A 14,110-nucleotide genomic window follows, 5' to 3' on the forward strand; every position below is an offset into this window, starting at 1 on the left:
GGCGCCCCCATAACGCAGGACCGCTGAAAAGGCGATTAACCCGTCACGGCCTCCCTCTTCCGCGGCGCCGTCTGCACCACCGGCGCCAGCTCCGGCGCCTGGAAGGCCGCCTGCCGCCGCCCCTCCGGCACCGGGCCATAGAGCGTCGTCCGCTGCTCGGGCAGCCGCCCGATGGAGCGGATCAGCGCCTCCATGGCCTCGGGCGGGTATTCCTGCCCATGCTGGGTGCCGGCGGCGCGGCTGATGCTCTCGTTCATCAGCGTCCCGCCGAGGTCGTTCGCCCCCGCCTGCAAGGCCATCGCCGCGCCCCGCGGCCCCATCTTCACCCAGCTCGTCTGGATGTTCGGGATATGCGGATGCAGCGCGAGCCGCGCGACGCTGTGCATCAGCATCGCCTCGCGGAAGGTCGGGCCGCGCCGCGCCTGGCCCTTGAGGAACATCGGCGCCTCCATGGCGACGAAGGGGAGGGGGACGAACTCCGTAAAGCCCCCCGTCTCCGCCTGAAGGTCACGCAGCACCAGCAGATGCCGTGCCCAGTTCAGCGGCCCCTCGACATGGCCGAACATGATCGTCGCCGTCGTCCGGAGGCCGAGCCCATGCGCCGCCCGCGCCACGGCCAGCCATTCGGCGGTGTTCACCTTGTCCGGGCAGATGACGGCGCGAATCTCGTCGTCGAGGATTTCCGCCGCCGTCCCCGGCAGCGTGCCGAGCCCCGCCGATTTCAACCTCGCCAGATACTCCGTCAGCGAGAGGCCGAGCGTCGCCGCCCCCTGCGTCACCTCGAGCGGCGAGAAGGCGTGGATGTGCATCTCCGGCAGCACCGCGCGGATCGCCGCGCAGATCGCCTCATAGGTCTCGCCGGTATAGTCGGGATGGATGCCGCCCTGGAGGCAAACCTCCGTCGCGCCGCGATCCCAGGCCTCGACCGCGCGGCGAACGATCTCGCCATGATCGAGGTCATAGGCCGGGCCGCGCAGCGCCTCATGCGTCCGCCCCTTGCTGAAGGCGCAGAAGGTGCAGCGATAGGTGCAGATATTGGTGTAGTTGATGTTGCGGTTGACGACGTAGCGCACCGTCTCGCCGGAGACGGCGGCGCGCAGCGCATCCGCCGCCCGCGTCACATGGGCGAAGTCGGCATCGCGCGCGGCAAACAGCCGCATAATCGCCGCCGGCTCCAGCCGCTCGCCACCGGCCGCGCGCTCGACATCCCGCGCCAGCACGGCATCGGCGGCGGCGAGGCGCGGCGCCGGCAGCATTGGCGGCGTCATCTCGCCCGGTGACCAGCGATCCTCCCGCGCCCAGCCCCCGGCATCGCTCGCCTGGCGCAGCTTCGGCGCAACGCCGGGCGCGATCCACTCCCCGGCCGCGCGGACATAGGCGGGATAGGCCGGCAGGCGCTGCACCAGCACCTTGCCCGCCTTCGCCGTGCGCGCCGCCAGCGCCTCGATCTCCGGCCAGGGCGCCTCCGGGTTCACATGGTCGATGGTCACCGGCGAGACGCCGCCCCAGTCGTTCAGCCCCGCCGCGACGAGCCGCTGATAGACGCCGGGCGAGAGGTTGGGCGGTGCCTGCAGGTTCATCGCCGGCCCGAGCAGGATGCGCGCGACGGCAATGGTCCAGAGCAGGTCGTCGAGATCGGGCTCCTCGGCGCCAGCCGCCTTCGTGCCCGGCTTCGCCCGAAAGTTCTGGATAATGACTTCCTGGATATGCCCGTGCTCGGCATGAAGGGTGGCGATGGCCCGCAGGGCCTCGATACGCTCCTCCCGCGTCTCGCCGATGCCGATCAGGATGCCGGTGGTGAAGGGCACGTGCAGCTCGCCGGCGAGGCGCAACACCTCCAGCCGCGCCGCTGGGTCCTTGTCCGGGCTGCCGTAATGCACGCCGCCCGGCGCGCAGAGCCGCGCGCTGGTGCTCTCCAGCATCACCCCCTGGCTCGCCGTCACCTCGCGCAGCGCCGCGATCTCCTCGCGCGTCATCACGCCGGGATTGGCATGCGGCAGCAGCCCGGTCTCCTTCAGCACCAGGGCGCACATGGCGGTGAGGTAGTCGATGGTGCTGGCGTAACCCAGCGCCTCCAGCGCCTCCCGCGCCGCGGGCCAGCGCAACTCTGGCTTGTCGCCCAAGGTGAAGAGCGCCTCGGTGCAGCCCGCGGCGGCGCCGGCGCGGGCGATGGCCACCACCTCCTCCGGCGTCAGGTAGGGGTTGCGCCCCCGCTGCGGCTTCCCGGCGAAGGTGCAATAATGGCAGACGTCGCGGCACAGCTTGGTCAGCGGAATGAAGACCTTCCGCGAATAGGAAAACAGCCGTCCATGGCCCTCATCGCGCAAGGCCGCGGCCTCCGCCATCAGCGCCGCCAGCGGCCGGTTCAGAAGCGCATCCATCCCGTCACCCTTGCCCGTCCCGCGGGCTCGCCGCATCCTGTGGCAGAGGCCCGGGCGACGCAACGCCGGGAGGAGGAAACGGACCCATGCAGATCGGCTTCAACGCGCCGAGCGGCGGCCCGCTGGCGACGCCCGAGGCGCTGACCCGCCTGGCCCAGGGCGCCGAGGCGCTTGGCTTCCACTACGCGACCGTCAGCGACCATGTGGTCATCCCGCGCGAGATCGGGGCGAAGTATCCCTACACCGACACCGGCGAATTCCCCGCCAGCAGCCGCGGCGAGCGGCATGAGTTGCTGACTCAGGCGATGTTCCTCGCCGCGCGGACGGAGCGGTTGCGCATCGTCACCTCAGTGATGGTCGTCCCGCACCGCCCGGCGATGCTGACGGCCAAGATCCTCTCCACCATCGACGTGCTCTCCGGCGGGCGGCTCACCGTCGGCATCGGCGCCGGCTGGCTGCGCGAGGAGTTCGAGGCCCTGCAGGCGCCCGATTTCGACGCCCGCGGCCGCGTGACGGACGAGTACATCCTCGCCGCCCGCGAGCTCTGGACCAAGGAGGAGCCGCGCTTCGAGGGCGAGTTCGTCCGCTTCGGCAATATCGGCTTCGCGCCGAAGCCGGTGCAGAACCCGCTGCCCGTCTGGGTCGGCGGCGAGAGCGGTCCGGCGCTGCGCCGCGCCGCCCGGCTCGGCGACGGCTGGTACCCGATCGGCACCAATCCCTCGCACCCGCTCGACAGCCTCGCCCGCTACCGCGCCGCCGTCGAGAAGCTGCACGGCCTGACCCGCGCCGCTGGCCGCGACCCGGCCGGGATGGCGCTCGCCTACCGCGTGCAGAAATTCGGGTCCGATGTACCTGCGCAGGCTGGCGACGGCGAGCGTCGCCTCTTCTCCGGCCAGCCAGGCGAGATCGCCGCCGATCTCCGAGCGCTGAAATCCCTCGGCGTCGCCGCCGTCGACCTCACCTTCCCCGGCGAGACGGCGGATGCGGCGCTCGACGCCATGCGCGCCTTCCGCGACACCATCCTGGCCAAGGTCTGACCGCGATGAAGCTCGGCATCACCATCGGCATGATCCGCGGCGCCAGGCCGCAGCTCGAGATGGACCTCGTGCTGGAGGCCGAGCGCCTCGGCTTCGACGCCGTCTGGTGCGGCGAGTCCTACGGCACGGATGCGGTGACGCCCATCGCCTTCGTCCTCGCCCGCACCACGCGCATCAAGGCCGGCACCGGCATCATGCAGATGCCGGCACGCACGCCGACCTGCGCGGCGATGACGGCGATGACGCTGCAAGCCCTCTCCGGCAACCGCTTCCTCTGCGGCATCGGCCCATCCGGCCCGCAGGTGGTGGAAGGCTGGCACGGCCAGCCCAATGGCAAGCCGCTCGGCCGCACGCGCGAATATGTCGATATCATCCGCGCCATCCTCGCCCGCGAGAAGCCGCTGGAGCACGAGGGCGAGCACTACCAGATCCCCTACAAGGGGCCCGGCGCCACCGGCCACGGCAAGCCCCTGCGAAGCATCATCCACGGCGACCCTTCGCTGCCGATCTACACCGCCTCCATCACCCCGGGCGGCCTGCGCCTCTCGGGCGAGATCGCCGAGGGCAACCTGCCGATCTTCATGTCACCCGAAGCCGCCGAGGCCGTGGTCGGCCCGACGCTGGAAGGCATGGCCAAATCCGGCCGCAGCCTCGAGGCCTACGACATCGCCCCCTACACCAAGATCCGCCTCGGCGACGACCTCCAAGCCTGCCGCGACGCGGTAAAGCCGGAGCTTGCGCTCTACATCGGCGGCATGGGGGCGAGGGGCAAGAATTTCTACAACGACTACTGCAAGCGCCTCGGCTACCCGGATGCGGCGGTGAAGATCCAGGACGCCTTCCTCGACGGCCGCAAGGCGGAGGCCGCGGCCGCGGTGCCCGACAAGCTGGTGGACGAGATCGCCCTCGTCGGCCCGGCCGACCGCATCCGCGGCCGCCTGCAGGACTGGAAGGCGGTGGCGAAGGAGGGGAAGGTCGGCACCGTCGTCCTCACCGGCGCGACGCCGGAGGCGCTGCGCGTCGCCGCCGAGGCCGTCCTCTAGATCCGCCGCGCCGCGGCCACCGCTGCGGCGCTGCCCCGCCCGACGATGCCGCCCCAGAGCCGGGCGAGCCACCCGCGTCCGGCGCCGAGCAGCTCCGCCGCCTCGTCGCGGTGCTCCACCTCCTCCAGCCGACACCGCTCCAGCAGCGCCCGCACCGCACCGGCCTCGCCGGTCTCCGGCAGCCGGTCGATCTGCTCCTGGTAGTGGTGGTCGACGAAGGTCTCGACCGCCTCGATCGTCACCTGCACCGCCGCCGGCCCGGCCAGCGCCGGCAGCGCTCCGGTCAGCCAGCCTGCCACGCGCCAGATCGGCAGCAGCCGGCTGCGCTGCGACGGTTCCAGTAGCCCGTCGAGCAGCCGCAGATGCCCGGCCTCCGTCTTCAGATGCCGGGCGGCGAAGTCCCGCACCGCCGCATCGCGCGAGCAGGTGAGGATGCCACGATAGATCATCACCGCTCCCGTCTCTCCGGCATGGTTGGAACGGAGATCGCCGATCAGCAGCGGATGGCGGGCGGCGAGCCGCGCCACGGTGGCGGCGTCGAGGGTGGGGGCGGGCATGTCCATGGCGGCGGAGATGGCGCTGACCCTCGTTGCAACAAGTCTTAGACCCGGACGGGGGCGAATTCCTCTGGCCCCGGCACGTCGGTGTAGAGCCTCCGCAGCTTCGCCAGGAATGCCGGGTCCCGCTTGGCGATGGAGCCCGCCACCGGGTCGGTACCCGGGCACATCGTATCCGTCGCCTCCAGGCTGAAGCGGCGAACGAAGTCGATCCGCGTGTCGCGCCAGGCGGCCACGTCCTCCGCCCCGCCGCCCCGCCGCCGCGCCGCAGCAGGGCGCCGGCGATGACGCCGTCCTCGATCGCCTGGGCCGCGCCCTGGCCGAGCGTCGGCACCATCGCATGCGCCGCATCGCCGAGGAACAGCACCCGCCCCGCCGCCGCCGTCCGCAGCAGCGGCGAATCCTGCAGGCGCGCCCAATGGATCGCCTCGACGCCAGCCGCCAGCCGCTCCACCATCCAGGCGACGGCAGGGCAGGCCTGCCCGTCCGGCGTGTAGAGCGCCCGCTGGAAGGCCGCCGTTTTCGCCTCCGGCGGAGTCTCCGCCCCGGCCGAAGCCAGCGGGAAGCCGCCGGCGATATAGGCCGCTCCCCCCGGCAGCCGGTAGGCCAGCAGCCGCGCATTGCCGTTGAACCACTGCCCGTACTCGTCGAAGGGGCAGTCCGCCGCATCCGGCACCAGCAGCCGCGTCATGGCGATGCCGTGGAAGGCCGGCCGTGGCACCCCCGCCACCAGCCGCCGCAGCGCCGAATAGCGCCCGTCGCCGGCGACCAGCAGCTCGTAGCCGCGCGGCCGCAGCCTCGCCCCGTCCGGCGCCTCCAGCACCGGAACGAGACGGCCGGCCGCATCCTCCTCCACCGCCACCAGCTCCAGCTCGTGATGGGTGATGTCCGCCACCGGCCCGCGCAGCTGCCGGTACAGTTCCGACCAGCGCAGGCGGATGCCGGGCTCCTCCGCCACCTCGTGCAGGTTCAGGTCGAAGAGCCTCCGGCCCTCCGCCGTCTCGATGGTCCAGCGCGTCCAGGGCAGCGAGACCTCCCGCACCGCCGCATGCCGCGCCGGCAGATGCAGCCGCAGCGCCTTCATCGCATTCGGCCCGCAATTGAGCCCGGTCCCGGCCTCCTCCTCCTCGCCCCGCGCCATGCGGTCGAAAACATCGACGGAGAAGCCCGGCGCCGCCATCAGCATCTCCGCCAGCACGCTGCCGGCGACCCCGCAACCGATGATGCCGACCCTCATACGCCCGGCCTCATGCCTCCGTCGCCATGAAGCGGAACCCGTCCCCCCAGCGCGTCACATGCCCGGTGGAGGGCGAGGGGAAATGCGCCGTGCAGAGCAGCCGCCCGGTATCGCAATGGCATTCGAGGAAGCGCCGCCGCGTCTCCGCCGACTGCTTCTGGTCGGTATCCGCCCGCATCGAGATTTCCGGGTAGCGCATCTGCAAGGGCGAGTGGATGAGGTCGCCGGTCAGCACCGCGGTCACCTCCTCCTTGCCGAGCTCCACCGCCACATGCCCCGGCGTATGCCCCGGCGTCGGCGTCAGCCGCAGGTGGTCGCCGATGCCATGGTCCGCGGCCACCAGCTCCGCCCGGCCTGCTTCCAGGATCGGCAGCACGCTGTCCTCGAAGATCGGATTCGGCGTCTCCTTCCGCGCCGCCTCCCAATGCGCCACCTCGCGCTCGGCGAAGACGTAGCGGGCCTTGGGGAAGGTCGGCACCCAGCGCCCGTTCTCCAGCCGCGTGTTCCAGCCGACATGATCGACATGCAGATGGGTGCACATGACGTAGTCGATGTCGCCGACCGAATACCCAGCCGCCGCCAGGTTGCGCTCCCAGGTGTCGTCGGTCTTCTGGTTCCAGAAGGGCTGCGCTCGCGGCTTGTGGTTGCCGACGCAGCTGTCGACCAGGATGGTGTGGTGCGGCGTGCGGATCACATAGCTCTGGATGGCGAGGCGAAGCTTGCCCGTCGCCGGGTCGATCGCCTGCGGCTCCAGCCAGTGGCGGTTCTCCTCCAACACCTCCGGCGCCAGGTTGGGGAAGAAAGTGAGTGGGTCGAAGAGCGGGCTTTCCTCCTCGATCACGCGGTGGATGGTGAGGTCACCCAGCTGGAAGCTCGTCCCCATGGCCCGTCTCCGCCTTGTCCGGCAACAGTTTAGCGCGAAGCCGCCGCCCTCATACCCCTTGCATGACCCCAGGCCCGGCGCGAAGCTTCCCGCCGCGAGCGGAGGAACGGATCATGGACGGGATGAGGAAGGTCGAATGCCCCTTCGACCGGACCGCGGAGACCATCGGCAATTCGGTCGAGCTCCAGCACGTCAACCTCCGCGTGCCCGACCAGGCGCTGGCGACGGCCTTCTACATCACCGGCCTCGGCCTGACCCGCGACCCCTACCTGATGACCGGCCTCGACAACATGTGGGCCAATGCCGGCGTCAGCCAGTTCCACCTGCCGACCGGCAAGGCGCAGGTGCTGCGCGGCGTGGTCGGCCTGGTGACACCGAGCCGGGAGCTGCTGCTGCACCAGCTCCACCGTGCCCGCCGCTGGCTGGAGGGCACGCGCTTCGCCTTCGCCGAGGCCGAGGGGCATGTCGACGTCACCTGCCCCTGGGGCAACCGCATGCGCGTCCACGCGCCTGACGCGGAGCGCTTCGGCCGGATCGCCCTCGGCATGCCCTATGTGCAGCTCGACGCGACCCCCGGCACGCTCCCCGGCATCGCCCGCTTCTACGAGCGGATCATCGGCGCCCCGGCCACGATGCACGACGGCGCGCTGCATATCCTCGTCGCCGCCGGCCAGTACCTGGTCTACCGCGAGACCGATGTGCCGCAACCGGAGTATGACGGCCACCACATCCAGCTCGCCTTCGCCGATTTCGGCGGCGTCCATGCGAAGCTCGCCGCGCGCGGCCTCGTCAGCCGCGAGGACAGCGAGCACCAGTACCGCTTCATCGACATCGTCGACCCGGAGGACGGGCGCCTGCTCTTCCAGGTGGAGCACGAGATCCGCAGCATGACGCACCCGCTCTTCCGCCGCCCGCTGGTCAACCGCAACCCTGCGATCAGCAACAACCTCTACGCGCCGGGGCACGAGGTCCTGGCGCCCTCCATGCCGCCCGCCTGAAGGACAAACCATGGCCCACAGCCTCACCCCGCCCGCCGCCCCCGCCATCCTGCGCAACTCGGACCTCGACGCGGCCACGGTGGAGCAGGCGCGCATCGACCTCGCCGCCTGCTTCCGCATGGCGGCGAAGCTCGGCCTGCACGAGGGCATCTGCAACCATCTGAGCGCCATGGTGCCGGGGCGGGACGACCTGTTCCTGGTCAACCCCTATGGCTGGGGCTTCGCCGAGGTCACCGCCTCCCGCCTGCTGGTCTGCGACTTCCACGGCAATGTCGTCGCCGGCGAGGGCGTGCCGGAGGCGACGGCCTTCTACATCCATGCCCGCGTCCACAAGAACGTCCCACGCGCCCGCGCCTGCTTCCACACCCATATGCCGAACGCGACGGCGCTCGCCATGCTGGAAGGCCCGCCCCTCGTTTGGGCCGGCCAGACGGCGCTGAAATTCTACGGCCGCACCGTGGTGGACGACGACTATGCCGGCCTGGCGCTGGACGAGGCCGAGGGCGACCGCATCGCCGCCAGCATCGGTGAGGCCGACATCGTCTTCATGCGCAACCACGGCATCATGGTGCTCGGCCCGACCATCGCCGAGGCCTGGGACGATCTCTACTACCTCGAGCGCGCCTGCGAGGCGCAGCGCCTGGCGATGTCCACCGGCCGCCCGCTGAAGCCGGTGCCGCATGCGATGGCGCAGAAAACCTACCTGCAGATGCGCGAGGGCGACCGCGAGAGCGCCCGGCTGCATCTGGAGAGCGTCAAGCGCATCCTCGCCGCGGAGGCGTCCGACTTCGCCAGCTAGAGCGGTTTCCGTTCGCACTGGCTCACGGACCCCGCTCCAGACCGGGAGACGCTGCATGCCGATCACCCACCGCAGCCTCGCCGCCAACGGCATCACCCTTCATGTCGCGGAGGCGGGGGAGGGGCCGCCGGTGCTGCTCTGCCATGGCTTCCCCGAATCCTGGCGCTCCTGGCGCCACCAGATGAAGGCGCTGGCCGAGGCCGGCTTCCACGCCATCGCCCCCGACATGCGCGGCTATGGCGGGAGCGAGGCGCCGGCGGCGATCGAGGACTACACGCTTCTCCACCTCGTCGGCGACATGGTCGGCCTGCTGGATGCGCTCGGCCTGCCCCAGGCCGCGATCGTGGGCCATGACTGGGGCGCCCCCGTCGCCTGGAACGCCGCCTTGTTGCGGCCGGACCGCTTCCTCGCCGTCGCCGGGCTGAGCGTGCCCTTCGCCCCGCGCGGCCCCACGAGCCCCATCGAGGCATTGCGCCGCGCCGGCCGCCACAGCTTCTACCAGCTCTGGTTCCAGGAGCCGGGTATCGCCGAGGCCGATCTCGAAGGCGATGCGGAAGTCACGCTCCGCCGCACCCTCTGGTCCCTTTCGGGCGACCCGCCCGAGCCCGAGCGCTGGCGCCCGGACCTGCCCGAGGCCGGCTTCCTTGCCAGCCTCGCCGAACCGCCCGCGCTCCCCGCCTGGCTCCCGGCCGAGGAGTTGGCGGAACTCACCGCCATCTACCGTCGCACCGGCTTCCGCGGCGGGTTGAACTGGTACCGCAACATCCATCGCAACTGGCAGCTGATGGCCCCCTTCGCCGGCCTCTCCCTGCGTCAGCCGAGCCTCTTCATCACCGGCACCGCCGATCCCGTGCTCGGCTGGACGAAGCCGGCGGTGGAGGCGCTGCCGCAGCGCCTTCCCGGCTTGCGCGGCTCCGTGCTGCTGGAAGGCATCGGCCATTGGGTGCAGCAGGAGGCGCCGGAGCCGGTGAACCGGGCCCTGATCGATTTCCTGCGCGGCGTCGCCATCGCATCGAATTGACATTCCGGCGGCTTTCCGCCGGCTTCCTGCCACAAGCCCGTCACGATCCAGCTGTTTCATCCATCACAGACCCAAGGAGGGTTGTGTGATGAAACTTCGTATCGCCGCCGCTGCGGCCCTGGTCGCCACTGCCGCTCTCGCCGCCCCCGCCGCCCAGGCACAAGGCTGGCATCGCGGCGGCTATGGTGGTGGCTGGGGCGGCCCGCACCACCACCGCGGTGGCGGTGGCGGCGCTGTCGTCGCCGGCGTGATCGGCGGCCTGGCGCTCGGCGCGCTGGCGGCCGGTGCGGCCAATGCCTATGCCGCGCCCCCGCCGCCGGTCTACTATGCCCCGCCGCCCCCGCCAGTGGTCTATGCACCGCCGCCGCGGGTCTACTATGCGCCCCCGCCGGCCTATTATGCCCCGCCGCCGGCCTACTACGCGCCGCCCCCGCCGGTGGTCTATCGCCCCGCTTACGCCTGGTAGGGCAGGGACCTGACCACCCGGGCCGGGTTGCCCGCGACGAGCACCCCGGCCGGCACATTCCGCATCTCCCGCTCGGTCATGCGCCCTGCTCCAGCCCGCGCCGCAAGGCCCGGCCTTCCTCGCTGGCAGGGTCGATCAGCCCCTCGCGCAGGAAGAGGTCGATCAGCACCAGGTTCACGTTGAACTTGACCTTCTCCGTGTCCCGCACCGCCTCATAGAGCCGCCGCACCGGCCACAGCTCGAACCTCTCCACCTCGCCATCCGCCGGTACCGGGGTGAACGCCTCCGGCAACTCCAGATCGAAGGCATGCAGGATGTCCCGCCGCATCCCCTCGCCATGCCGCATGACATAGGAGAGCCGCGCCACCTTCCGCGCCCGCCCGGCCAGCTCGGGCGGTATCGAGGCCTCCTCCGCCGCCTCCTTCACCAGGCATTGCATCGGGTCGAGACCCGCCGGGATTCCGCCCGCCACCACATGGTCGAGTTGCCCCGGCGCCACCGGCTTGCTCCGCGCGCGCACCCCCACCCAGACCTGCAGCCCATCCGCACGCCGCACCAGCCCGTTGAGATGCACTCCCTCCGCCCGCACCCCGAAGGCCGGGATCGCGCCCCGGTCCAGCAGCGCCAGCACCGCCCCCTCCGGCTCCGCCCGCACGTCGAAAGCCTCATCCCTCAGCGTGAAGAACCCCCGCCCCGCCAGCGAGCGGGTCACCGCCGCCAGCGCCTCCGCCCGCGCCGCCACTCCGCGCAGCCGGCCGGCCAGCGTCACCCCCTCGGCATCGAAATGGAAGTCGCGCGGAAAGAAGGTCAGCGCCCGCGCCAGCTCCGCCCCGAGCCAGCCCACCTGTGCCCCCGCGATGCGGAAGGGGATGAAGCCGGCCGGGGAGGGCAGGTCGTTGCAGGACTCGATATGGCGCATGAAGGGACTCATCCTGTAGGTCTACCGCCCGGCGTCCCCTCCCGGCCATATGGCCCGTTTGCCCCGCCGCCGTTCGGGCCTATGTCCCAGGCGCATGAGCCACTCCGCCGCCCCTGAAGAACGCAGCCATTTCCGCACGCTGCTCACCCTCGCCCCCTGGCTCTGGCCGAAGGGCGAGCCCGGCCTGCGCGCGCGGGTGGTCATCGCCCTGGCGCTGCTGGTGGTGGCGAAGGGCGCCAATGTCCTCGTTCCCATCGTCTATGCCCGCGCCGTCGACGCGCTGGGGCCGCAGGCGGGCGGCATCGCCACCATCCCCATCGCGCTGGTGATCGGCTACGGCCTGCTGCGCGCGGCCAGCGCCGGCTTCGCCGAGCTGCGCGATGCCGTCTTCGTGAAGGTTCAGGCCCGCGCCTCGCGCCGGATCGCGCTGGAGGTCTTCCAGCATTTGCACGCGCTCTCGATGCGCTTCCACATGGACCGGCAGACCGGCGGTCTCTCCCGCGTCATCGAGCGCGGCTCGCGCGGCATCACCTTCGTGCTCGACTTCATGCTGTTCAGCATCGTCCCGACCCTGCTCGAGATCGTGCTGGTGACGGTGATCCTGTGGGGAATGTTCGACTTCTCATATGCCGCGGTCACCTTCGGCACCATCGCCGTCTACATCGCCTTCACGCTGATGTTCACCGACTGGCGACTCCGCTTCCGCCGCGAGATGAACGCGATGGACCAGGACGCCAACACCAAGGCCATCGACAGCCTGCTCAACTACGAGACGGTGAAGTACTTCAACAACGAGGCGCATGAGGAGCGGCGCTACGACTCGTCGCTGGCCCGCTACGAGCGGGCCTATAGCCGCTCCGAGGTCACGCTCAACATGCTGAATGGCGGCCAAGCGGCGATCATCGCCATCGGCCTCACCCTCGTCATGCTGATGGCAGCCCGTGGTGTCGCCGCCGGCCAGATGTCGGTCGGTGACTTCGTGCTGGTGAACACCTACCTCATCCAGCTCTACCTGCCGCTCAACTTCCTCGGCTTCGTCTACCGCGAGATGAAGCAGTCGCTCACCGACATGGAGGCGATGTTCCGCCTGCTCCGCGAGGAGCGCGAGGTGGCCGACGCGCCCGATGCTCGCCCGCTCGCCGCCGGCCCCGGCGAACTCACCTTCGAGGATGTCCGCTTCGGCTACCGCCCCGACCGCACGATCCTGAAAGGTGTCTCCTTCCACGTCCCGCCCGGCAGGACGCTGGCGATCGTCGGCCCGACAGGCGCCGGCAAGTCCACCATCTCCCGCTTGCTCTTCCGCTTCTACGACGCAACCGGCGGCCGCATCCTGCTCGACGGCCAGCCGATCGAGAGCGTGACCCAGGCCTCGCTCCGCGCCGCCATCGGCGTGGTGCCGCAGGACACGGTGCTGTTCAACGACACCATCCGCTACAACATCGCCTATGGCCGCCCCGATGCGACGGAGGAGGAGATCGTCCGCGCCGCGAAGCTCGCCCAGGTGCATGACTTCGTCGAGCGCCTGCCGGAGGGCTACCGCACCATGGTCGGCGAGCGTGGCCTCAAGCTCTCGGGCGGCGAGAAGCAGCGCGTCGCCATCGCGCGCACCATATTGAAGGACCCGCGCATCCTGGTGCTGGATGAGGCGACCAGCGCCCTCGACACCCGCACCGAGCAGGAGATCCAAGCCGCGCTGCGCCAGATCTCGGCCGACCGCACCACCCTCGTCATCGCCCATCGCCTCTCGACGGTGGTGGAGGCCGACGAGATCATCGTGCTGCAGGATGGCCGCATCGTCGAGCGCGGCAACCATGGCGAGCTGACCGCCCGCGACGGGCTCTATGCCGAGATGTGGCGCCGCCAGTCGGAAGCGGTCGCCATGGCCGAGGCGGCGGCGGCGGCCCAGCGCGCCGCCGATCTCGACCAGCCCCGCATCCGCCTCGGCGAGGCGACGGCCGACTGAGGGGTTTTCGCCGCCCCCCGGAAACCCTATCTGCCGCATCGAATAAGGAGCGCATGGCATGCAATTGGACCCCCAGGGCGTGGCCCCCGACGACCTCAGCCACGCCGGCTCGGTGGTGGACAAGGCGATCGAGTACATGATGGAGCAGAACATCGCCCCCATCTCGGCCGCCTCCGCGCTGCTCGGCGGCGCGCTCGGCCTGCTGGCCCGCACAATGGACGACCGCTCCATCTCCGGCGTGCTGCGCAACGCGTTGGCGAGCGTCGAGAGCGGCGAGCTGCGCGAGATGCGCGACCAGCTTCCGGGCGGCGACGCCCATCCTTGATGTTGCGGTGCATGATGCACCCGCATCCATCCTCACATTCTTCGTGATTTTTTAATCGAAACGGTCTTACTCCTGCGTCGGGTCGTGGCACGGATCGCCAGGCTGCCGCCCGTTGCACGGAGAAGCCGATGTTCCGCCGCTACGCCCTGTCCCTTGCCCTGCTCGGCACCCTCGCCGCCGGCCAGGCCTCCGCCCAAGGCTGCGACACCTCCATCGAGGTCGTGAACAGTTCGGGCGCGCAGGTGGACGAGCTGTATTTCAACCCGACCAGCAACAGCAATTGGGGCCGCGACCGCCTGGGCGAGAATGTGCTGACGCCGGGCCGCAAGGTCAGCTTCCGCCCTGGCCGCGGCGGCAATTACGACTTCCGCGTGGTCTGGAGCGGTGGGCGCGGGGCAGAGATCCGCAGCGTCAACATCTGCGAGGTCAGCCGCATCGTCGTCGGCCGCGGCAGCCTGCTGGCGGAATAGCCTGCTTCCGG

At 70.7% G+C, this 14,110-nt stretch carries 14 protein-coding genes and 1 pseudogene; 9 read left to right on the forward strand and 6 right to left on the reverse strand.

Going from position 1 to position 14,110, the window contains the following annotated elements; translation table 11 throughout:
- Positions 1-35 precede the first annotated feature (35 nt).
- Positions 36-2,381: a 5-amino-6-(D-ribitylamino)uracil--L-tyrosine 4-hydroxyphenyl transferase CofH gene (gene cofH / locus EP26_RS07090; protein WP_211259392.1), complete on the reverse strand. Its 2,346-nt coding sequence runs from the start codon at positions 2,379-2,381 to the stop codon at positions 36-38.
- An 86-nt stretch (positions 2,382-2,467) separates the two neighbouring features.
- Between cofH and EP26_RS07095 the strand changes: the two genes are divergently transcribed.
- Together EP26_RS07095 and EP26_RS07100 are read left to right on the forward strand one after the other, a co-directional pair.
- Entirely contained in the window at positions 2,468-3,418 is a 951-nt protein-coding gene (locus tag EP26_RS07095) for a TIGR03619 family F420-dependent LLM class oxidoreductase (RefSeq protein WP_052388901.1), read from the forward strand.
- A 5-nt stretch (positions 3,419-3,423) separates the two neighbouring features.
- Positions 3,424-4,461 carry an LLM class F420-dependent oxidoreductase gene (locus EP26_RS07100; RefSeq protein WP_043337420.1) on the forward strand — a complete coding sequence of 346 codons (1,038 nt, stop codon included), beginning with the start codon at positions 3,424-3,426 and terminating at the stop codon, positions 4,459-4,461.
- Here the strand turns inward: EP26_RS07100 and EP26_RS07105 are convergent.
- The 4 genes and pseudogenes from EP26_RS07105 to EP26_RS07125 form a co-directional block, all read right to left on the reverse strand.
- On the reverse strand, positions 4,458-5,018 hold the full coding sequence (locus EP26_RS07105) for a demethoxyubiquinone hydroxylase family protein (RefSeq protein WP_052388924.1): 561 nt from the start codon (positions 5,016-5,018) through the stop codon (positions 4,458-4,460). The two genes, EP26_RS07100 and EP26_RS07105, sit on opposite strands and share 4 nt — an antisense overlap.
- Before the next feature lie 44 nt (positions 5,019-5,062).
- A complete protein-coding gene (locus EP26_RS07110) occupies positions 5,063-5,254 on the reverse strand; it encodes a hypothetical protein (protein WP_043337424.1) in 192 nt (63 codons plus the stop codon).
- A gap of 92 nt (positions 5,255-5,346) precedes the next feature.
- Positions 5,347-6,255, reverse strand: a pseudogene (locus EP26_RS38575) (FAD-dependent oxidoreductase); the annotation flags it as partial.
- A 10-nt stretch (positions 6,256-6,265) separates the two neighbouring features.
- Entirely contained in the window at positions 6,266-7,138 is an 873-nt protein-coding gene (locus EP26_RS07125) for an MBL fold metallo-hydrolase (RefSeq protein WP_043337429.1), read from the reverse strand.
- A gap of 113 nt (positions 7,139-7,251) precedes the next feature.
- On the opposite strand from EP26_RS07125, the gene EP26_RS07130 reads away from it, so the two are divergent.
- From EP26_RS07130 to EP26_RS07145, 4 genes are all read left to right on the forward strand, one after another.
- Positions 7,252-8,136, forward strand: coding sequence for a hypothetical protein (locus EP26_RS07130; protein WP_211259393.1), 885 nt, complete (start codon positions 7,252-7,254; stop codon positions 8,134-8,136).
- A gap of 10 nt (positions 8,137-8,146) precedes the next feature.
- Positions 8,147-8,935 (forward strand): aldolase, encoded by a 789-nt coding sequence (locus EP26_RS07135; RefSeq protein WP_043337430.1) that lies wholly within the window; start codon positions 8,147-8,149, stop codon positions 8,933-8,935.
- 55 nt (positions 8,936-8,990) lie between these two features.
- The gene (locus EP26_RS07140) at positions 8,991-9,956 is read left to right on the forward strand and encodes an alpha/beta fold hydrolase (protein WP_043337431.1); all 966 of its coding nucleotides are present in this window, start codon (positions 8,991-8,993) and stop codon (positions 9,954-9,956) included.
- A gap of 88 nt (positions 9,957-10,044) precedes the next feature.
- Positions 10,045-10,422, forward strand: a complete 378-nt coding sequence (locus EP26_RS07145) for a hypothetical protein (RefSeq protein ID WP_043337432.1) — start codon at positions 10,045-10,047, stop codon at positions 10,420-10,422.
- A gap of 76 nt (positions 10,423-10,498) precedes the next feature.
- Here the strand turns inward: EP26_RS07145 and EP26_RS07150 are convergent, their stop codons facing one another.
- Positions 10,499-11,341: an NUDIX hydrolase gene (locus EP26_RS07150; RefSeq protein ID WP_245624315.1), complete on the reverse strand. Its 843-nt coding sequence runs from the start codon at positions 11,339-11,341 to the stop codon at positions 10,499-10,501.
- Between the two features lie 94 nt (positions 11,342-11,435).
- On the opposite strand from EP26_RS07150, the gene EP26_RS07155 reads away from it, so the two are divergent.
- The 3 genes from EP26_RS07155 (at position 11,436) to EP26_RS07165 (ending at position 14,099) form a co-directional block, all read left to right on the forward strand.
- Complete coding sequence (locus tag EP26_RS07155; protein WP_043337435.1) at positions 11,436-13,304, forward strand: ABCB family ABC transporter ATP-binding protein/permease; 1,869 nt, start codon at positions 11,436-11,438, stop codon at positions 13,302-13,304.
- A gap of 58 nt (positions 13,305-13,362) precedes the next feature.
- Positions 13,363-13,629: a hypothetical protein gene (locus tag EP26_RS07160; protein WP_043337436.1), complete on the forward strand. Its 267-nt coding sequence runs from the start codon at positions 13,363-13,365 to the stop codon at positions 13,627-13,629.
- A gap of 128 nt (positions 13,630-13,757) precedes the next feature.
- On the forward strand, positions 13,758-14,099 hold the full coding sequence (locus EP26_RS07165) for a hypothetical protein (protein WP_052388902.1): 342 nt from the start codon (positions 13,758-13,760) through the stop codon (positions 14,097-14,099).
- Positions 14,100-14,110: the final 11 nt, after the last annotated feature.

This window comes from Belnapia moabensis DSM 16746 (assembly GCF_000745835.1).
Classification (GTDB): Bacteria; Pseudomonadota; Alphaproteobacteria; order Acetobacterales; family Acetobacteraceae; genus Belnapia; species Belnapia moabensis.